Here is a 19381-nt window from a genome sequence, read left to right on the forward strand (position 1 = left end):
CGAAGGGGCCGCCCACGTGACATCGGTGACCGAGGTGAGAGAACCGGCGCGTCGCGCGCCCGGCGGGGAGCGGCCCCGGCACGGCCCCGGTCACGGCGCCTGGTTCCTGGTGCTGCCCGCGCTGATCCCCATCCTGGTGCTCAGCGTCGGACCGCTGCTCCACGGCGTCCTGCTGGCGTTCACCGACGCCCAGTCGGGCCGTACCGAGCCCACCCGCTGGATCGGCGCGCTGAACTTCCGGGACCTGATGCACGACACCCTGTTCTGGGAGTCGTTCCGGATCGGGCTGGTGTGGGCCGTCGGCGTGACCGTGCCGCAGTTCCTGCTCGCCCTCGGCCTCGCCCTGCTGCTGAACCAGAACCTGCGGTTGCGCTGGCTGGCCCGTGCCCTGGCGATCGTTCCCTGGGCGATGCCCGAGGTCGTCGTCGGCATCATGTGGCGGCTGGTCTACAACCCGGACGCGGGCATCCTCAACGAGACGCTGCGCGACCTCGGCCTCGGCGACGGCCGCGACTGGCTCAGCGGCCTCGCCACCGCGCTGCCCGCCGTCATCGTCGTCGGCGTCTGGGCCGGCATGCCGACGACGACGGTCGCGCTGCTCGCCGGCCTGCAGAACACCCCGCGCGAGCTGCACGAGGCCGCCGCCGTCGACGGAGCCGGGGCCTGGCGCCGTTTCCGCACCGTCACCTGGCCCGCGCTGAAACCGGTCGCGCTCGCCGTCACCGCGCTCAACCTCATCTGGAACTTCAACTCCTTCGCCCTGGTCTACGTGCTGACCAGCGGCGGTCCCGGTGGCCGGACCCGGCTGCCCATGCTCTTCGCCTACGAGGAGGCCTTCCGCTACGGGCAGTTCGGCTACGCGGCGGCGATGGGCTGCGTCATGGTCGCCGTGATCGCGGTCCTGCTGGCCGTCTTCCTCGTCGGCCGGCTCAGGGGAGGTGACGAGTCGTGAGGACCTCGACCGGGGCCCGCGCCGGCCAGTACGCCGCGCTGCTCGCCTACCTCGTCTTCCTGGCCTTCCCGTTCCTCTGGCTGATCTCCACCGCGTTCAAACCGCCGCGCGAGCTGGGGAGCCTGCACCCCACCTGGATCCCGAAGGACCCCACCCTCGACAACTTCCGGCAGGCCTTCGACGAGCAGCCCCTGCTGCAGGCCGCCCTCAACTCGCTGGTGGCGGCGCTCGGCGCCGCGGTGATCGCCGTGCTGATCGCGACGCCGATGGCGTACGTCATGGCCCGCCACCGCGGCCGGCTCGCGCGGGCGGCCACCGGATGGGTCGTGGTCAGCCAGGCCTTCCCCTTCGTCCTGCTGATCATCCCGCTCTTCCTGGTCCTGAAGAACCTGCGGCTGATCAACTCCGTGCCCGGACTGGTGATGGTGTACGTCGTGTGGTCGCTGCCGTTCGCCCTGTGGATGCTCGCCGGGTACGTCCGCGCCGTGCCGGCCGAGCTGGAGGAGGCCGCGGCGGTGGACGGGGCCGGGCGGCTGCGCACCCTCGTCTCGGTGACGGCGCCGCTGCTCGCGCCGGGGATCGTGGCGACGGCGCTGTTCGCGTTCGTCACCGCGTGGAACGAGTTCTTCTTCGCGCTGGTGCTGCTGAAGACACCGGAGAAACAGACCCTGCCCGTGATCCTCACCCACTTCATCGGCGCCGAGGGCGTCGCCGACCTCGGCCCGCTCGCCGCGGCGGCGTTCCTCGCGACCCTGCCCTCGCTGGTGGTCTTCGCGATCGTCCAGCGGCGGATCACGGGCGGCATGCTCGCCGGGGCGGTGAAGAGCTGATGCGGACCAGGACCCTCACCACCCTGCTCGTCTCCCTCGCCCTGCTGCTCGCGGGCTGCGCGGGCGGCGGCGACGGCTCCGACGACGGCCGGATCGTCCTGCGCTTCCAGTCCCTGGCCTGGCAGGAGGAGTCCGTGAAGGCCAACAGGGAACTGGTGGAGGAGTGGAACGCCGCCCACCCGGACGTGCGCGTCGAGTACGTCCAGGGCAGCTGGGACAGCGTCCACGACCAGCTCCTCACCTCCTTCGAGGGCGGCGAGGCACCGGACGTCATCCACGACGCCTCCGACGACCTCGCGGACTTCGCCCACGGCGGCTATCTCGCCGACCTGACCGGCCTGCTGCCCGAGCGGCTGAAGCAGGACATCCCGCGGCACAGCTGGGAGACGGTCACCTTCGGCGACGGCGTCTACGGCGTTCCCTTCCTCCAGGAACCACGCGTCCTGATCGCCAACGCGACCCTGCTGAAGGAGTCGGGCGTCCGCGTCCCCACCCCCGGGCACCCGTGGACCTGGGACGAGTTCCGGCAGGTGACCGAGCGGCTGAGCGGCGACGGGAGGTACGGGGTGGCCTGGCCGCTGAAGGAACCCGTCTCCGCCACGCTCAACCTCTCCCTGTCCGCCGGCGGGCGGCTGTTCCACCGCGGCGCGGACGGCAAGGTCACCGTCCGCTTCGAAGAGGCCGACGAGGTGGTGCCGCGCACCGTCCGCGACCAGGTCGGCAGCGACCGCAGCGCCCCGGCCTCCACCCTGGGCAGCGGCGGCTCCGACACCCTGCCCGGCTTCTTCGCGGGCAAGTACGCCATGGTGCCGCTCGGTTTCTCCTACCGGCAGCAGATCGAGCAGCAGGCCCCCGAGGGCTTCGACTGGCAGGTGCTGCCCGCGCCGGCCGGGGCCGAGGGGCTCGCCCAGGGCGTCAGCCCCCAGACGCTGTCGGTCGCCGAGGACAGCCCGCACAAGAAGGAGGCCGTCGCGTTCGTCGACTTCCTCCTGAGGCCGGACAACATGGTGCGCCTCGCCCTCGGCGACTGGATGCTGCCCACCGGCACCCGGGCCCTCCAGGACCCCGCCCTGCGCACCCCCGAGCGCGGCTGGGCCGTCGGCACCGCGCTCGCCGCCCATCTGCGCCCGGCCCCGGCCCAGTCCGTCCGGGGTTATCCCGAGTGGAAGGACAAGGTGGCGACCCCCGCGTTCCAGGAGTACTACAGCGGGGCGATCGGCACGGACGAGCTGCGCAGACGGCTGGAGGAGGACGGGAACCTCGTCCTCGCCCGCTACCAGCGCTGACGTCGCCGCGCCGCCGCCGCCGGCGGCGACGCGGCCTCGCGGTTCCGCGACGGCACGGCGGCGCGGAACCGCACCGGAAAAAAGTTGCACGAGACGTCTCGTCTCGCCTATGGTCGTGGCATGACCTCTCCCGCGCACATCGCCATGTTCTCCATCGCCGCGCACGGCCACGTGAACCCCAGCCTGGAGGTGATCCGCGAGCTCGTCGCCCGGGGACACCGGGTGACGTACGCGATCCCGCCGCTCCTCGCGGAGAAGGTGGCCGAGGCGGGCGCCGAACCCAGGCTGTGGAACAGCACCCTGCCCGGCCCCGACGCCGACCCGGAGGCGTGGGGCACCACCCTGCTGGACAACGTCGAGCCCTTCCTCGACGACGCGATCCAGGCACTGCCCCAGCTCGCCGAGGCGTACGAGGGCGACGAACCGGACCTCGTCCTGCACGACATCGCCTCCTACCCGGCCCGGGTCCTCGGCCACCGCTGGGGCGTGCCCGTGATCTCCCTCTCGCCCTGCATGGTCGCCTGGGAGGGGTACGAGCAGGAGGTCGCCGAGCCGATGTGGGAGGAGCCGCGGAGAACCGAGCGCGGGCGGGCGTACTACGCCCGTTTCCAGGCCTGGCTGGAGGAGAACGGGATCACGATGCATCCCGACCCGTTCGCCGGCCGCCCCGACCGCTCCCTGGTGCTGATCCCCAGAGCGCTCCAGCCCCACGCCGACCGGGTCGACGAGACCACGTACACCTTCGTCGGCGCCTGCCAGGGCGACCGCACCGCCGAGGGGGAATGGCGGCGACCCGAGGGCGCCGGGAAGGTCGTCCTGGTCTCCCTCGGCTCCGCCTTCACCAAGCAGCCCGCCTTCTACCGGGAGTGCGTCGAGGCCTTCGGCGGCCTGCCCGGCTGGCACGTGGTGCTCCAGATCGGCCGGCACGTCGACGCCACCGAGCTGGGCGACGTACCGGACAACGTGGAAGTGCGGTCGTGGGTGCCGCAGTTGGCGGTGCTCCAGCAGGCCGACCTGTTCGTCACCCATGCGGGCGCCGGCGGCAGCCAGGAGGGTCTGGCCACCGCCACGCCGATGATCGCCGTACCGCAGGCCGCGGACCAGTTCGGCAACGCCGAGATGCTGCAGGCGCTCGGTGTCGCCCGGCACCTGCCCGCCGAGGAGGCCACCGCCGAGGCGCTGCGCACCGCCGCCCTAGCCCTGGTCGACGACCCGGAGGTGGCCCGGCGTCTGGAGGAGGTCCAGGCAGGCATGGCAGCGGAGGGCGGTACCCGGCGCGCCGCCGACCTCATCGAGGCCGAGCTGGCGGCGGCCAGGACCTGACCGCGCCCCGGTCACGACGAGGGCCCGTCGGTTCCCCCGAACCGACGGGCCCTCTGGCTCTCCCGGGACCGCTCAGACCCCGACCCGCTCGCCCTCGTCGTCCCGCACCGGCGCGTCGACCGCCCGCGGACTCTCGTCGTGGGTGAGGTCGGGCAGCCGGTGCAGCCACTTCGGCAGGTACCAGTTCCGTTCGCCGAGCAGCGCCATCACGGCCGGCAGCAGCACGCCCCGGATGACCGTCGCGTCGATCAGCACCGCCGCCGCCAGACCCACGCCCATCTGCTTCATCGACTGCATGGAGAGCGTGCCGAAGATGGCGAACACGGCGACCATGATGACCGCGGCACTGGTGACGACGCCGGCCGTGGTGACCACGCCGTGCTGGATGGCGTCCCTGGTCGGCCGGCCGCGCAGCCGCGCCTCACGGATCCGCGAGACCACGAACACGTGGTAGTCCATCGACAGGCCGAAGAGGATCACGAAGAGGAACAGCGGCAGCCAGGTGACGATGGCGCCGACCCCCTCCGCGCCCACCAGCGAGGCGCCCCAGCCGTGCTGGAAGACGGCGACGAGGATGCCGTACGCCGCGCCCACCGACAGCAGGTTCAGCACGATCGAGGTGGCCGCGATCGTCAGGGAGCGGAACGACAGCAGCATCAGCAGGAAGGCGAAGACCACGACGAAGGCGAAGACCGGCACGACCGAACCGACGAGCTGGTCGTTGAAGTCCTTGTTGCCGGCCACCTGCCCGGTGATCGGCGCCTCGACGCCGTCGACCTTGCCGAGCGTGGCGGGCCGTACGTCGTCGCGCAGCTTGTCCAGGCTCTCGCCCGCCTTGTCCTGGTCGGAGCCGCCGACCAGCGGGACGTGGATCAGGGCGACGTTCCGCTCGTCGTGCACCGTGATGTCCACCGGGCCGCGCGAGGCACCCGAACCGACCGCCCGCTCCCGGAACTCGGCGAGCGCGGACCGCACCTCGGGCGCGTTGATGTCGTCGGCCCTGACCACCACCTGGGCCGGGTCGGAACCGCCGGGGAAGGCCTCGTTGAGCCGGTTGTACGTCTGCACGATGGGCAGCGAGTCGCCGAACTCCTGGTCCAGCGTGAGGTTCTGCGTCTTCATGCCGAGCGCGGGCGCGGCGACGGCCAGCAGCGCGCCGGCCGCGACCACGGCGGCGAGCACCGGCCTGGCGAGCACGCGCCGCAGGACCGCCGTCCAGAACCGGCTGCCCTCCTGCCCGGTGCGCGGCCGGCGGCGCAGGAACGGGACGCGGCCCTTCTCCACCCGCTCGCCCAGCAGGGACAGCAGCGCCGGCAGCACCGTCACCGAGCCGACCATGGCGACCGCGACCACCATCAGCGAGGCCAGGCCCATCGCCTCGAACTCGGCGATGCCGGTGAACAGCATGCCCGCCATCGCCACGCACACCGTCACACCGGAGACGACGATCGCCCGGCCGCTGGTGGCGGCGGCGATCCGCAGCGCCGTCTGCGCGTCCCGGCCCGCGGCCCGCTCCTCGCGCTCGCGGCGCAGGTAGAACAGGCAGTAGTCGACGCCGACGGCCAGTCCGACCAGCAGCATCACGGAGTTGGCGGTGTCGCTCATCGGCTGGAAGTGGCTGACGAGGCCCATCAGGCCCATCGTCGCCATGATCGCGGTGATCGCCAGCGCCACCGGGACCAGCGCGGCCACCAGCGCGCCGAACGCGACGAGCAGGATGCCGAGGGCCACCGGCACCGCGGAGTACTCGGCCTTCTTGAAGTCGTCGCCGAACGCGTCGTCGTACGTCTTCGACATGCTGGCGCCGCCGATCTCCTCGATCCGCAGCGACGTGTGCTCCTTCTGGACCTCCTCGACGGCCTTCAGGACCGGCTCGACCCGCTCGCTCGCGGTGTCGGCCTCGCCGCGCATGTCGAACTGGACCAGCGCGCTGCGGCCGTCCTTCGAGACCGTCCCCGCGTCGTACGGCGAGACCACGCCCGTGACCTCACCGGTGCCCTCCACCGCCCTCACGACCGCAAAGACGGCGGCGCGGAACTCGGCGTCGGTGGCCTTCGGCCCGCCGTCCTTCGCCTGGATCAGGACGGTCTCGCCGGCGGGTTCGTCGATCCCCGCGTCCTCGATGATCCGGGCGGCGGTGCGCGTCTCGCCGCCCATCTGCTCGCTGTCCTTGACGTCGACCCGGCCGGCCGCCGAACCGAGCCCCATCGCCAGGGCGACGAACAGTACCCAGATACCGACGGCGGCCCATCGGTGCCGGGCGCTCCAGCCGCCGGCCCGCGCGGCTATGCCCCGCACCCGTGTGTCTCCGTTCCCCATGACGGGCCTGCCCCCTCGTTCTCGGCGCCGGCCCCCTGCCGCCACCTACCGAATCGACGGTATGGCCCGGACGGGGCGGTCTCCTCGTACTGACCGGTGAAGTGCCACCGGCCCCGCTCATCCCCTCGTACGCCCGGCCTCACCGCTGGGGAGGACAACGGTCCCTTACATCTATCCCGGTCCCTCGGGGGCGGTGATCAGGGTCCGTCGCCGTACCAGCCCCCAGGAGAGCGACGGCCGTTCTATGGTGTGGGCATGGCGAAGACGTATGCGGCGCTGCTGCGCGGGATCAATGTGGGCGGCTCCAGGAAGGTCCCGATGGCCGAGCTGCGCGCGCTCCTGGAGAGCCTCGGCCACGACGCCGTACGCACCCATCTGCAGAGCGGGCAGGCCGTGTTCACCTCCGGACACGGCGACGAGGACTCCCTGGCCGCCGAGTTGGCGCAGGCGGTCGGGGAACACTTCGGTTTCCCGGTGGACGTGATCGTGCGCGACCACGCCTACCTCCGGTCGGTCGTCGAGGACTGCCCCTTCCCCGCCGCCGACCTCGAGGCCAGACAGCTCCACGTCACCTACTTCTCCGCACCGGTCACCGAGGACCGCTTCGCGACGGTCGACCGGGCCGCCTTCCTCCCCGAGGAGTTCCGGCTCGGCGACCGCGCCTTGTACCTGTACGCGCCGGACGGCCTGGGCCGCTCCAGGCTCGCCGAGGCCCTCTCCCGGCCCCGCGTCAACAAGGGCGTGATCGCCACCAGCCGCAACTGGAACACGGTCGTCAAGCTGAGGGAACTGACCGCGCCCCAGGCCTGAGCCGGCCCGGTGGGGCGGCGGCCTCAGGCCCCGGCCGCCACCAGCGTCCGCTCGGGTGCCCGCACCTCGTCGTACCGCCGCAGCAGCAGGCGGGCCACCTCCGGTGCCGGGCCCAGGACGTCGGCCAGGACGTCCGCCCCGGCCGCACCCCGCGCGATGCGGTCCGGCAGGAAGCCGGGGGCCAGGACGTACGGGGCGACGGCGACGCGGGCGCAGCCGGCGGCGCGCAGCTCCCGCACCGCGTCCTCGGTGCGGGGAAGGGATGCGGAGGCGAACGCGGGCCGCACGGCGCACCAACCGGTGTGCCGCCACTCCCGCGCGATTTCTGCGATCACCGCGATCGCCTCCGGGTCGGAGGACCCCGCCGAGGCCAGCACGACCCCGGTCGAGGACTTGTCGGCGGGCGTCAGGCCCGCCTCGTACAGGCGCCGCTCCAGCGCCGACAGCAGCAGCGGGGAGGGGCCGAGCACCTCCGCCTGCCGGATCCTGAGCCGGGCCGGCGCGTCCGCGAGGACGGCCGGGATGTCGGCCTTGGCGTGGAAGGCGCGGGTCAGCAGCAGCGGCAGCGCCACCACGTCCCGCACCCCCTCCGCCGCCAGCCCCTCCAGCACTCCTTGCACGGAGGGGACGTTGAAGTCCAGGAAGCCGGTCTCCACCCGTACGTCCGGGCGCATCGCCCTGACCCGGCGGACCAGGGCGTGCACGGCCTGGGCGTGCCGCGGATCGCGGCTGCCGTGGGCGACGACCAGCAGGACGGGACGGGCGGCACGGGCCGCGCGGACGTGGCGGGCGGGGCGGAGCGGACGGCGCATGAGGTGTCTCAGCTCCTCACCAGCAGGCCGCGGCTGCGCAGCACCCACCGCTCCAGCGGGCTGAAGATCAGCAGGTCGATGGCGATGCCGACGATCAGGATCAGCAGGATGGCCTCGAAGACCATCGCCATGTCGCTGGCGTTGCGGCCGTTCTCCAGCAGCTGGCCGAGGCCCACGCCGAGGTCGGGGAAGGACGCGATGATCTCCGCGGCCATCAGGGAGCGCCAGGAGAACGCCCAGCCCTGCTTCAGCCCGGCCACGTAGCCCGGCAGCGCGGCCGGCAGCACGATGTGCCAGGTGCCCTTCAGCCCCGTCGCGCCCAGCGTGCGGCCCGCCCGCAGGAACAGCGGGGACACCTGGTCCACGCCGGACACCAGACCGTTGGCGATGGACGGCACCGCGCCCAGCAGGATGACGGCGTACATCATCGTGTTGTTCAGGCCCAGCCAGATCACGGCCGGCGGCACCCAGGCCACCGACGGCAGCGACTGGAGGCCGGACAGGATCGGGCCGATCGCCGCCCGCACGAACTTCACCCGCGCCACCAGCAGCCCCAGCGGGGTGCCGATCAGCAGCGCCAGCAGGAAGCCGGACAGGCCGCGCGAGACGCTGGTCCAGATGTAGCCGAGCAACTCGCCCTGCAGCCACGCCTGGTGGACGACGTCCCACACGTCGGAGGGGGCGGGCAGCTTGGTCGGGTCGTCGACGACGCCGAAGGAGACCAGTCCCTGCCAGACCGCCAGCACCAGCAGCACCGCGACGGTGGGCGGCATGATCTTCTCGACGAGGGTCTGCCGGAAGGGCGTGCGGCCCTGCGGCACCGTCTCCAGCGCGTCGAGGCCCGCCTCCAGGCCGGCGAGGTCGCCGCCGTCCTTCGCGGGACTGGTCGTCTCAGTGCTGGCCATGGCGGCGGATCTCCCCACGCAGTTCTTCGGTGATCTCGACGGACAGTTCCGCCACGGCGGTGTCCTCGATGCGGCGCGGGTGCCCGATGCCCACCGTCCACTCGCGCGCGATGCGCCCGGGGCGGGAGGACAGCAGCACCACGCGCTCGGCGAGCCGCACGGCCTCGCGCACGTTGTGCGTGACGAACAGGACGGACAGCCTCGTCTCCCGCCAGATCCGGGTCAGCTCGTCGTGCAGCACGTCCCGCGTGATCGCGTCCAGTGCCGCGAACGGCTCGTCCATCAGCAGCAGTCTGCTCTCCTGCGCGAGGGCGCGCGCCATGGCGACGCGCTGGCGCATGCCGCCCGACAGTTCGTGCACCCGCTTGCCGTACGCGCCCTTCAGCCGGACGAGCTCGAGCAGTTCCTCGGCCTTGTCGCGGCGCTCGGGCCTGGGCACGCCCCGCAGTTTCAGGGCGAGTTCGATGTTCTTGCCGGCGGTCAGCCACGGGAACAGGGCGTGTTCCTGGAACATCAGGGCCGGGCGTCCGTCCGTGGTGATGGTGCCGGAGCTCGGCCTGTCCAGGCCCGCCACCAGGTTCAGCAGCGTGGACTTGCCGCAGCCGGAGGCCCCCAGGAGGGTGACGAACTCGCCGGGCGCGACATCGAGGGTGATGTCGTCCAGCACGAGCTGCTGTCCGGCGGGGCCGGAGAACGACTTCGAGACGTGTGCGATCCGGGCGGCGTGCGCGGCCGCCTCGGTGCCCTCGTCGGCCTTGGCGAGAGTCGTGGTCGTGGCCATGGTCGTCACCTCCTGGGAGTGGTCGGGGATCCGGGCTTACTTGACGCCGAGGCCGGCGTCGTCGACCGTGGGCTCGCCCCTGGCCGCGAGGACCTTGTTGAGCAGCGTGAGGTCGTAGATGCCCTCGAGGTCGGGCTTCTTCAGCAGGCCGGCCTTCACGGCGTGCTCCGCCTGGGCGCCGAGGGTGGCGGCCAGCGGGTCGTCGGTGAGCCGGATCGACTTCCACGCCGGGTCCAGGACGTCGGCGGGCAGCGCCTTGCCGGTGTCCTTCTCCAGCTGCCTGTTGGCCGCGGCCTTCGCCTCGTCCGGGTGGGCCTCGATCCACTCGTTGGTCTCGACCGAGGCCTTCAGGACGGCTTCGACGGCCTTCGGGTGCTCCTTCAGGAACTTCTGCGACACGATGATGTTCGTGATCACGAACTTCTTGTCCGGCCACAGGTCGGCCTCGTCCAGCAGCACCTTGCCGCCCTCGGCGACCAGCCTGGACGCGGTCGGCTCCGGCACCCACGCGCCGTCCAGGGAGCCCGACTTGTAGGCGCCCGGGGTGACCTTGTTGTCGCTGCGGACGACCGTGACGTCGCCCTTGCCGCTCTGCGCGTCGACCTTCCAGCCCTGCTCGGCGATCCAGTTGAGGAACGCCACGTCCTGCGTGTTGCCGAGCTGCGGGGTCGCGATGCGCTTGCCCTTGACGTCCTGCAGGGACTTGATCCGGTCGGGGTTCACCACCAGTTTCACGCCGCCGGAGGCCGAACCGCCGATGATCCGCAGGTTCTTGCCGCCCGACTTGGTGTAGCCGTTGATCGCGGGGGAGGGGCCGATCCAGCCGATGTCGATGGAGCCGGAGTTCAGCGCCTCGATCTCGGACGGGCCGGCGTTGAAGGTGGCGTACGTGGCCCTGGTGGCGCCCAGCGCCTTCTGGAAGAAGCCCTTCTGGTTGGCGACCAGGGGCGTGGCGTGAGTGATGTTGCCGAAGTAGCCGATGCGGACGGTGTCGAGTCCGTCGGTCTTCTCGGCGCCCGCGGCGACCTCGACCGTGTCGTCCTTCTTGGCCTGGGAGCCGTAACCGCAGGCGGCCAGGGTCAGGAGGGGGAGCGCGGCTATGACCGCCAGGGTGCGGCGCAGGGCGGTGGTGGCAGGCACGGGAGGGGTTCCTCTCGTCGGCCCGGCTCTCACGCCTGTCGGTTGGTCCGAGGTGTCAGGTCGTGGCCGGGGGGTCGGCAGGTCTTCGGCTGTGGGGGGTGTGGGCGCGCATGCGGTGCGCGTACGTCAGCGCGCACATCGCGCGACCCCGCCCTGCCCGCAGCCGAGGGAGCCGCTGCCGACGCGGCCGCCCTCCTTCGCGAACGTGGAGTAGAAATCGGGGGAGTTCATGTTCAGAAGTCCCAGCCGTCCTCGTCGTCCGCGTCCTTGACCGGCTCGGGCGCGGCGAAGGACTCGCCGACCATGCCGGCGGTGAGCGTGGTGCCGTCGCTCGGGTCGATCAGGATGAACGAGCCGGTGCGCCGCGAGTCCGCGTAGGAGTCGGCGGGCAGCGGCTCGGCGGTACGGATCTTCACGCGGCCGATGTCGTTGGCGGTGAGCCGGCCGGGGTGCGGGTGCAGGGACAGGTCGTCCAGCGTCAGCCGGGACGGGATGTCCTTCACGATCGCCTTGACGGTGCGGGTGCCGTGCTTGAGCAGCACCCGGTGGCCGACGGTCAGCGGCTGGTCGGCGACGTGGCAGACGGTGGCCTCGACGTCCTGCGAGGTGGCCGGCGCGTCCTTGCTGGGGACGATCAGGTCGCCGCGGGAGATGTCGATGTCGTCGGCGAGCAGCAGCGTCACCGACTGCGGCGTCCAGGCGGCGTCGACCGGCTCGCCCAGCAGGTCGATGCCCGTGACGGTCGTCGTCCGTCCGGACGGCAGCACGGTGATCTCGTCGCCGACGCGGAAGGTGCCCGCGGCGATCTGGCCGGCGTAGCCCCGGTAGTCGGGGTGCTCGGCGCTCTGCGGCCGGATCACGTACTGCACGGGCAGCCGGGCGTGGCAGTGCGCCAGGTCGTGGCTGACCGGGACGGTCTCCAGGTGCTCCAGCACCGTGGGGCCGCCGTACCAGTCCATGTGCGCGGAGGGCTCCACCACGTTGTCGCCGACCAGTGCCGAGATCGGGATCGCGGTGACCTCGGGGACGCCCAGCTCGGTCGCGTACGCCGTGAACTCCTCGGCGATGGCGGCGAACACGGACTCCCGGTACTCGACCAGGTCCATCTTGTTGACGGCGAGCACGACGTGCGGCACCCGCAGCAGCGCGGCGATCGCGGCGTGCCGGCGGGTCTGCTCGACGACCCCGTTGCGGGCGTCGACCAGGATGACCGTCAGCTCGGCCGTGGAGGCGCCGGTGACCATGTTCCGGGTGTACTGCACGTGGCCCGGGGTGTCGGCGAGGATGAACCGGCGCCGGGGAGTTGCGAAGTAGCGGTAGGCCACGTCGATGGTGATGCCCTGCTCGCGCTCGGCGCGCAGGCCGTCGGTGAGCAGCGCGAGGTCCGGGGTGTCCTGGCCGCGGTCGGCGGAGACGCGCTCCACGGCCTCCAGCTGGTCCACGAGGACCGACTTGGAGTCGTGCAGCAGTCGGCCCACCAGGGTGGACTTGCCGTCGTCGACGGAGCCGGCGGTGGCGAAGCGCAGCAGGGTGGTCTCCGACAGCTGCGCGGCCGACAGCGGCTCTGCGGGTTCGGTGGTGCTGGTCATGTCTAGAAGTACCCCTCGCGCTTGCGGTCTTCCATCGCGGCCTCGGAGAGCTTGTCGTCGGCTCGCGTGGCGCCGCGCTCGGTGAGCCGGGAGGCGGCGATCTCGGCGATCACCTTCTCGATGGTGTCGGCGTCGGAGTCGACCGCGCCGGTGCAGGACATGTCGCCGACGGTGCGGTAGCGCACCCGCCGCTTCTGGACCGTCTCGCCGTCCTTGGGGCCGCCCCACTCGCCGGCGGTCAGCCACATGCCGTTGCGGGAGAAGACCTCGCGCTCGTGGGCGTAGTAGATCTCGGGCAGTTCGATGTTCTCGCGGGCGATGTACTGCCACACGTCCAGCTCGGTCCAGTTGGACAGCGGGAAGACGCGGACGTGCTCGCCGGGGGCGTGCCGGCCGTTGTACAGGTTCCACAGCTCGGGGCGCTGGCGGCGCGGGTCCCACTGGGAGAACTCGTCGCGCAGCGAGAACACCCGCTCCTTGGCGCGGGCCTTCTCCTCGTCGCGGCGACCGCCGCCGAAGACGGCGTCGAACCTCTCCGCCCGGATCTTCTCGGTCAGCGGCAGCGTCTGCAGCGGGTTGCGGGTGCCGTCCGGGCGCTCCTTGAGCACCCCGCGGTCGATGTAGTCCTGCACGGAGGCGACGTGCAGGCGCAGCCCGTGCTTCTCCACCGTGCGGTCGCGGTAGTCGAGGACCTCGGGGAAGTTGTGCCCGGTGTCGACGTGCAGCAGGGAGAAGGGCACGGCGGCGGGGGCGAACGCCTTCAGCGCCAGGTGCAGCATCAGGATGGAGTCCTTGCCGCCGGAGAACAGGAGCACCGGCCGCTCGAACTCGCCCGCCACCTCGCGGAAGATGTGCACCGCCTCGGACTCGAGGGCGTCGAGGTGGGAGAGGGTGTACGGGCCGGCCGTACCCTCCGCCACGGTGGCCACGGACGTCGTCATGCCAGTCCCCTTTCGGTGAGCAGGGCGTGGACCGCCGCGGCGGACTCCTGGACTGTCTGGTGCTGCGACTCGATGCGCAGGTCGGGCTTGGCGGGCTCCTCGTACGGGTCGTCGACGCCGGTGAGCCCCGTCAGCTCGCCCGCGGCCTGCTTGGCGTACAGGCCCTTCACGTCGCGCTCCGAGCACACCTCGACCGGCGTGGCGACGTGCACCTCCACGTACGGGGTGCCGTTCGCCTCGTGGCGCCCCCGCACGGCGTCCCGGCTGTCCGCGTACGGCGCGATCACCGGGACCAGCACGGTGACGCCGTTGCGGGCGAGCAGTTCGGCGACGAAGCCGATGCGCTGCACGTTGGTGTGCCGGTCCTCGCGGCCGAAGCCGAGGCCCGCCGAGAGGAACTCGCGGATCTCGTCGCCGTCGAGCACCTCGACGCGCCGGCCCGCCTCGCGCAGCCGGCCGGCCAGCTCGTACGCGATGGTGGTCTTGCCGGCGCTCGGCAGACCCGTGAGCCAGACGGTGGCTCCGGTCGTCACGTGGTTCTCCTGGTTCTCGGTGGTCGTCGTCATGTCAGCCGTGCAGCCCGCACTCGGTCTTGGAACGGCCCGCCCAGCGGCCGGCGCGCGCGTCCTCGCCCTCCAGCACCCGGCGGGTGCAGGGCGCGCAGCCCACGGAGGCGTAGCCGTCCATCAGCAACGGGTTGGTGAGGACGCCGTGTTCGGCGACGTACGCCTCCACGTCCTGCTGGGTCCACCGGGCGATGGGGGAGATCTTCACCTTCCGGCGCCTGTCGTCCCAGCCGACCACGGGGGTGTTCGCCCGGGTCTCGGACTCGTCGCGGCGCAGCCCGGTCGCCCAGGCCTGGTAGCCCTTCAGGCCCTCCTCCAGCGGCTTCACCTTGCGCAGCGCGCAGCACAGGTCGGGGTCGCGGTCGTGCAGCCGGGGGCCGTACTCGGCGTCCTGCTCGGCGACGGTCTGGCGCGGGGTGAGCGTGATGACGTTGACGTCCATCACGGCCTCCACGGCGTCCCGGGTGCCGATGGTCTCCGGGAAGTGGTAGCCGGTGTCGAGGAAGACCACGTCCACGCCGGGCAGGACGCGGGAGGCGAGGTGGGCGACGACCGCGTCCTCCATGGAGGAGGTCACGCAGAAGCGGTCGCCGAAGGTGTCCGCCGCCCACCGGAGGATCTCCAGCGCGGAGGCGTCCTCCAGCTCGCGGCCCGCCCGCTCGGCGAGCGCCTTCAGCTCGTCGGCGGTCTGCTCTTTCTGAATAACCGTCATATCGCTTCGCCTCCCGAGGACTTGGGGTGAAGACCCCGGGCCATCAGCCCGAGGAACTTCAACTGGAATGCGCGGTTGCACGCCGCGCATTCCCACGCCCCGTGGCCTTCCTCGTGCGGACGCAGGTCCTCGTCGCCGCAGTAGGGGCAGTGGAACGGCACGGCGCGCTCGCTCATGACAGGGCCTCCTCGGAGGCGCGGGCCGCCCAGGCGGCGAAGCGCTCGCCGTCCTCGCGCTCGGCCTGGTAGCGCTTGAGCACGCGCTCCACGTAGTCCGGCAGCTCCTCCGCCGTCACCTTCAGGCCGCGCACCTTGCGGCCGAAGCCGGCCTCCAGGCCGAGCGCCCCGCCCAGGTGCACCTGGTAGCCCTCGACCTGTTCGCCCCGGTCGTTCAGGACCAGCTGGCCCTTGAGGCCGATGTCCGCGGTCTGGATCCGGGCGCAGGCGTTCGGGCAGCCGTTGAGGTTGATGGTGAGCGGCTCGTCGAACTCGGGGAGCCTGCGCTCCAGTTCGTCGATGAGCGAGGCGCCGCGCGCCTTGGTCTCGACGATGGCGAGCTTGCAGAACTCGATGCCGGTGCAGGCCATGGTGCCGCGCCGGAAGGTGGAGGGCCGCGCGGTGAGGTCCAGCGCCTCCAGGGACTCCACCAGGGACTCGACCCGGTCCTGCTCGACGTCGAGGATGATCATCTTCTGTTCGACCGTGGTGCGCACGCGGCCCGAGCCGTGCGCCTCCGCGAGGTCGGCGACCTTCGTCAGGGTGGTGCCGTCGACGCGGCCGACGCGCGGGGCGAAGCCGACGTAGTAGCGGCCGTCCTTCTGCCGGTGCACGCCGACGTGGTCGCGCCAGCGGCTCGCCGGCTGGTCGGGCGCCGGACCGTCGGTCAGCTTCCGCTTCAGGTACTCGTCCTCCAGCACCTGGCGGAACTTCTCCGCGCCCCAGTCGGCGACCAGGAACTTCAGGCGGGCGCGGTTGCGCAGGCGCCGGTAGCCGTAGTCGCGGAAGATCGAGATGACGCCCTCGTAGACGTCCGGCACGTCCTCGATCGGCACCCAGGCGCCGAGGCGCACGCCGAGCTTGGGGTTGGTGGACAGGCCACCGCCGACCCACACGTCGAAGCCCGGCCCGTGCTCGGGGTGGCGCACGCCGACGAACGCGACGTCGTTGATCTCGTGCACGACGTCCTGCACCGGCGAACCGGAGATCGCCGTCTTGAACTTGCGCGGCAGGTTCGAGTACGCCGGGTTGTTCAGGACCCGGCGCTTCATCTCCTCCAGGGCCGGCGTGCCGTCGATGATCTCGTCCTCGGCGATGCCCGCCACCGGGGAGCCGATCATCACGCGGGGCGTGTCGCCGCAGGCGGTGACGGTGGACAGGCCGACGGCCTCCAGGCGGTTCCAGATCTCGGGCACGTCCTCGATCCGGATCCAGTGGTACTGGACGTTCTGCCGGTCGGTGATGTCGGCCGTGCCGCGCGCGAACTCCTGGGAGATCTCGCCGATGACCCGCAGCTGAGCGGTGGTCAGCGCGCCGCCGTCGATGCGCACGCGCAGCATGAAGTAGCTGTCGTCCAGCTCCTCGGGCTCCAGGATCGCGGTCTTGCCGCCGTCGATGCCCTGCCTGCGCTGGGTGTACAGGCCCCACCAGCGCATCCGTCCGCGAAGGTCGCCGGGGTCGATGGAGTCGAACCCCCGCTTGGAGTAGATCGTCTCAATACGTGTCCGTACGTTGAGACCGTCGTCGTCCTTCTTGGTCTGCTCGTTGCCGTTGAGGGGGGTGAAGTGACCCATAGCCCACTGACCCTCGCCACGGTGACGGCTCACCTTGCGGCGGGGAGTCGTGGCGGCAGGCTTCGGCGGGGTGGCGGCCATGGTTGACACGTCCTTCGGGACAGCGATGGATTGGGCCGGCGCGGGGCGCCGTCGGTGAGGAGCGGTGGTCGGGTGGCGGGAGGGCGGCTCTGACCTGTGCTTACGGGCACATGGACATACCCGCGCGTCATTGCGCAGGAGGAGGGGCGAGCGAAGAACCGGTGGTGCTGGAGGGGTCTCTCAGCGGGCCGGACAGATGGCGCTGGACATGCGGCCGAGGTCGACGTGACGTCGACTCACCAAGGCGATTCCAGTTCCGGACATGGCGGAAGCGTGGCACGGCGTTCTGGACACAGTCCAGCTTTATCCAGAATGCGGACACCCCTGTCCCGTAGAGCGAGACAGGGGTGTCGTGGGTCACACAGTCCGAAAACGGGCGCTTCGGAGCAGGTCAGGACGGGAAGGCGCCGGGCCAGGGCCCCGGGGTGGCCACCTCCGGCTCCTTCTCCACCTTGGTGTCGAAGAGGCGGAAGCCGCGGCGCCGGTAGTTGTCCATCGCGAACTCGCCGTCCTTGCTGCACGTGTGCAGCCACACCCGCTTCGTCGTGGCCAGCCCCGGCCAGCGGTCCGCGAGGTCCCAGGCGCGTGCGGTGCCGTACGACAGCAGATGACCGCCGATGCGCCGGCCGCGGAAGGCCGGGATCAGGCCGAAGTACTCGATCTCCACCACGCCGTCGTCCCCGGGCGACAGCTCCACGTACCCGGCGGGCGTGCCGCGGTCGTAGGCCACCCAGGTCTCCACGCCGGGCCGTTCCAGATGCTCCCGCCACCGCGCGTACGTCCAGCCCAGCCGGTCCGTCCAGCGGATGTCGCCGCCCACGGAGGTGTACAGGAAACGGCTGAACTCGGGGGAGGGCACCTCGGAGCGGACGATCCGGACGTCTCCCTGCGGGGCGGCGGCCGGCAGCAGATCGGACGGCGAGGTCTGCTCCAGGGACCAGGTGGTCACGGCGATGTCGGTCATGGCGGTCAGGGAATCATCAGGCTCCGGGATCTGTCGATCCCGGGGCCCGCCCACCGGCACCCGCGCCCGTACCGGCGCACGCACCGGCGCACGCGCCGGCCGTGTGCCGCGGACGCGCGGGCGCCGGCCGGCGGGCCTCAGCCGAGTGCGTCCTCCACCGACGTCAGCGGCAGCGCGAAGAGCATCCGGCCCGACTGGGACCAGACTTCGCCGGTGCGCGCCGGGTGGGACAGGGCGCCCGACGGCGCGCTCCAGCACTGGCGGGACCGGTCGGCTCCGCACTGCGCGGCCCGCGCGCCCTCCGCGTCCTGCCGCCACAGCATCCCGCGGCCCGTCGTCCCGTCTCCGGCCGTCCGTCCCAGGTACCAGTCGGCGTGCCCGGACCCGGCCGGGCGGTGCGACAGCACGCCCGTCACCTCGGTCACCGTGGTCTCGTACGCCTCCCGCGCGTCCACGTGCCCCGCGGAGTCCGTGACCGGCAGCCCGGCGCGTTCCTGGTCCGGGGCCGAGCCCGGGCCCGGGGCCCGGTCCGTGCCGAGCGCGTAGCGCCACAGGCGGGTGGGCCGGTCGGCGCCGGCGGGCACGTACTCGCTCGCCACCAGGCCGGCGGGCACCGTGCCGCGGTCCAGGGAGAGCGCGGCGGGCCGCGCGGCGTCCGGCGTGCCGGCCGGCCGGTAGGAGGCGACGGCGGTCAGGACGTACGGGTGGCCGTGCGCCGCCCAGCCGCCGGGCACCCGGCCGACCGCGTCGGCGTCGGCGGTGGCCCGCTGGACGCGGTCCAGGTCGTACACGTACAGCGCGTCGCGCTCGCCGGCGCCGGCGGTGACCAGCAGCTTGTCCCGGTACCAGACCATCCCGGAGACGGGGGAGGCCAGCGCCCGGTAGTCGCGTCCGCCGTCGACCGGGACGGTGAGCAGCGCGGAGGTGTGGCGGAGCCGGCCGGGGTCGTCGGCGTCGACGAAGGAGACCCGGGCGAGCCCGCCCCCGGGGGTGCCGTCGTCGTGGCTCCAGGCGGACAGGACGACCCGGTGGGAGGCCCAGCGGCCGTCGGCGTCGGCGGAGGTGGTCACCGCGCCCGGCCGCCAGCCGTGGGTGTCCCGGGCGTCCCAGCAGTAGGCGCGGGCGGCCGCGGGGGAGACCGGCAGGGCCTCGCGCTCCTCGTCCGCGCAGTCGGCGGCGTCGCGCAGGGGACGGTCGGCGGAGCCGAGGACGGTGTCGGCGCCCACCGGTTCGCCCATCGAGGCGGAGAGCCGGTCGAGCCAGGGCCGCGGCACCCGGTGTTCCGTCAGCCGCAGGGCGTCGGACACGGCGAGCCGCCTCAACGCCCCGGGGCCGTCGGCTACCTCGGCCTGGGAGGCGCTGATCATCGTGGCGGCGCCGGTCAGCGCGAGGGCCGCTCCGGTCAGGGCCGCACGCAACGCTCTGCCCCGTCTGCGCCGGCGGTGTCTGCCGCGCTGCTTCATCGCACCTCCACGGGCCCCGCTTCCCGCCTCGCCCGACATCCGTGCGGTGACCGGGAGCGGATGGGGGCGGTCCGTGGAGGATGCTACGACAGCCGGAGGGGCCCGCGGCGGTGGACGC

General features: G+C 72.3%; 19 protein-coding genes. 5 read left to right on the plus strand and 14 right to left on the minus strand.

The genetic code is table 11. The features are described 5' to 3' along the window. The first annotated feature begins 16 nt into the window (after positions 1 to 16). The 4 genes from ACFYOJ_RS11420 (at position 17) to ACFYOJ_RS11435 (ending at position 4391) form a co-directional block, all read left to right on the plus strand. Positions 17 to 952 carry a sugar ABC transporter permease gene (locus ACFYOJ_RS11420; RefSeq protein WP_356551716.1) on the plus strand — a complete coding sequence of 312 codons (936 nt, stop codon included), beginning with the start codon at positions 17 to 19 and terminating at the stop codon, positions 950 to 952. Then, positions 949 to 1782 (plus strand): carbohydrate ABC transporter permease, encoded by an 834-nt coding sequence (locus ACFYOJ_RS11425; protein WP_356551718.1) that lies wholly within the window; start codon positions 949 to 951, stop codon positions 1780 to 1782. Before ACFYOJ_RS11420 ends, ACFYOJ_RS11425 begins: the two co-directional genes overlap by 4 nt. Beyond that, positions 1782 to 3068 carry a sugar ABC transporter substrate-binding protein gene (locus ACFYOJ_RS11430; protein WP_356551719.1) on the plus strand — a complete coding sequence of 429 codons (1287 nt, stop codon included), beginning with the start codon at positions 1782 to 1784 and terminating at the stop codon, positions 3066 to 3068. Before ACFYOJ_RS11425 ends, ACFYOJ_RS11430 begins: the two co-directional genes overlap by 1 nt. Before the next feature lie 120 nt (positions 3069 to 3188). Next, positions 3189 to 4391: a glycosyltransferase gene (locus tag ACFYOJ_RS11435; RefSeq protein ID WP_356551721.1), complete on the plus strand. Its 1203-nt coding sequence runs from the start codon at positions 3189 to 3191 to the stop codon at positions 4389 to 4391. Between the two features lie 72 nt (positions 4392 to 4463). Here ACFYOJ_RS11435 and ACFYOJ_RS11440 read toward each other — a convergent pair whose 3' ends face one another. Further along, positions 4464 to 6710 (minus strand): MMPL family transporter, encoded by a 2247-nt coding sequence (locus ACFYOJ_RS11440; protein WP_356551723.1) that lies wholly within the window; start codon positions 6708 to 6710, stop codon positions 4464 to 4466. Between the two features lie 255 nt (positions 6711 to 6965). Between ACFYOJ_RS11440 and ACFYOJ_RS11445 the strand changes: the two genes are divergently transcribed. Next, positions 6966 to 7520, plus strand: coding sequence for a DUF1697 domain-containing protein (locus tag ACFYOJ_RS11445; protein ID WP_356551724.1), 555 nt, complete (start codon positions 6966 to 6968; stop codon positions 7518 to 7520). Positions 7521 to 7543: 23 nt separating this feature from the next. On the opposite strand, the gene ACFYOJ_RS11450 is transcribed toward ACFYOJ_RS11445, so the two are convergent. From ACFYOJ_RS11450 to ACFYOJ_RS11510, 13 genes are all read right to left on the minus strand, one after another. Further along, positions 7544 to 8332 carry a sirohydrochlorin chelatase gene (locus ACFYOJ_RS11450; protein ID WP_356551725.1) on the minus strand — a complete coding sequence of 263 codons (789 nt, stop codon included), beginning with the start codon at positions 8330 to 8332 and terminating at the stop codon, positions 7544 to 7546. Between the two features lie 8 nt (positions 8333 to 8340). After that, complete coding sequence (locus tag ACFYOJ_RS11455) at positions 8341 to 9237, minus strand: ABC transporter permease (RefSeq protein ID WP_356551727.1); 897 nt, start codon at positions 9235 to 9237, stop codon at positions 8341 to 8343. Next, on the minus strand, positions 9224 to 10018 hold the full coding sequence (locus ACFYOJ_RS11460) for an ABC transporter ATP-binding protein (protein WP_356551729.1): 795 nt from the start codon (positions 10016 to 10018) through the stop codon (positions 9224 to 9226). The genes ACFYOJ_RS11455 and ACFYOJ_RS11460 overlap by 14 nt, the downstream gene beginning before the upstream one ends. 36 nt (positions 10019 to 10054) lie before the next feature. Beyond that, positions 10055 to 11158: an aliphatic sulfonate ABC transporter substrate-binding protein gene (locus tag ACFYOJ_RS11465; RefSeq protein WP_356551731.1), complete on the minus strand. Its 1104-nt coding sequence runs from the start codon at positions 11156 to 11158 to the stop codon at positions 10055 to 10057. 233 nt (positions 11159 to 11391) lie between these two features. Then, positions 11392 to 12747: a GTP-binding protein gene (locus ACFYOJ_RS11470; RefSeq protein ID WP_356551732.1), complete on the minus strand. Its 1356-nt coding sequence runs from the start codon at positions 12745 to 12747 to the stop codon at positions 11392 to 11394. Between the two features lie 2 nt (positions 12748 to 12749). Further along, the gene (cysD, locus tag ACFYOJ_RS11475) at positions 12750 to 13688 is read right to left on the minus strand and encodes a sulfate adenylyltransferase subunit CysD (protein ID WP_356551734.1); all 939 of its coding nucleotides are present in this window, start codon (positions 13686 to 13688) and stop codon (positions 12750 to 12752) included. Next, the gene (gene cysC, locus ACFYOJ_RS11480; protein WP_356551736.1) at positions 13685 to 14254 is read right to left on the minus strand and encodes an adenylyl-sulfate kinase; all 570 of its coding nucleotides are present in this window, start codon (positions 14252 to 14254) and stop codon (positions 13685 to 13687) included. The genes cysD and cysC overlap by 4 nt, the downstream gene beginning before the upstream one ends. Before the next feature lies 1 nt (position 14255). Then, positions 14256 to 14966, minus strand: a complete 711-nt coding sequence (locus tag ACFYOJ_RS11485; RefSeq protein WP_356551738.1) for a phosphoadenylyl-sulfate reductase — start codon at positions 14964 to 14966, stop codon at positions 14256 to 14258. Further along, positions 14963 to 15142, minus strand: a complete 180-nt coding sequence (locus ACFYOJ_RS11490) for a hypothetical protein (protein ID WP_356551740.1) — start codon at positions 15140 to 15142, stop codon at positions 14963 to 14965. The genes ACFYOJ_RS11485 and ACFYOJ_RS11490 overlap by 4 nt, the downstream gene beginning before the upstream one ends. Further along, entirely contained in the window at positions 15139 to 16836 is a 1698-nt protein-coding gene (sirA, locus tag ACFYOJ_RS11495) for a sulfite reductase SirA (RefSeq protein ID WP_356551742.1), read from the minus strand. The genes ACFYOJ_RS11490 and sirA overlap by 4 nt, the downstream gene beginning before the upstream one ends. A gap of 180 nt (positions 16837 to 17016) precedes the next feature. After that, positions 17017 to 17100: a putative leader peptide gene (locus tag ACFYOJ_RS11500; RefSeq protein WP_310591794.1), complete on the minus strand. Its 84-nt coding sequence runs from the start codon at positions 17098 to 17100 to the stop codon at positions 17017 to 17019. A gap of 127 nt (positions 17101 to 17227) precedes the next feature. Continuing rightward, a complete protein-coding gene (locus tag ACFYOJ_RS11505; protein ID WP_356551743.1) occupies positions 17228 to 17800 on the minus strand; it encodes a GNAT family N-acetyltransferase in 573 nt (190 codons plus the stop codon). Between the two features lie 137 nt (positions 17801 to 17937). Further along, the gene (locus ACFYOJ_RS11510; protein WP_356551745.1) at positions 17938 to 19263 is read right to left on the minus strand and encodes a hypothetical protein; all 1326 of its coding nucleotides are present in this window, start codon (positions 19261 to 19263) and stop codon (positions 17938 to 17940) included. Positions 19264 to 19381 lie beyond the last annotated feature (118 nt).

The organism is Streptomyces sp. NPDC006384 (assembly GCF_042870695.1).
Lineage (GTDB): Bacteria > Actinomycetota > Actinomycetes > Streptomycetales > Streptomycetaceae > Streptomyces.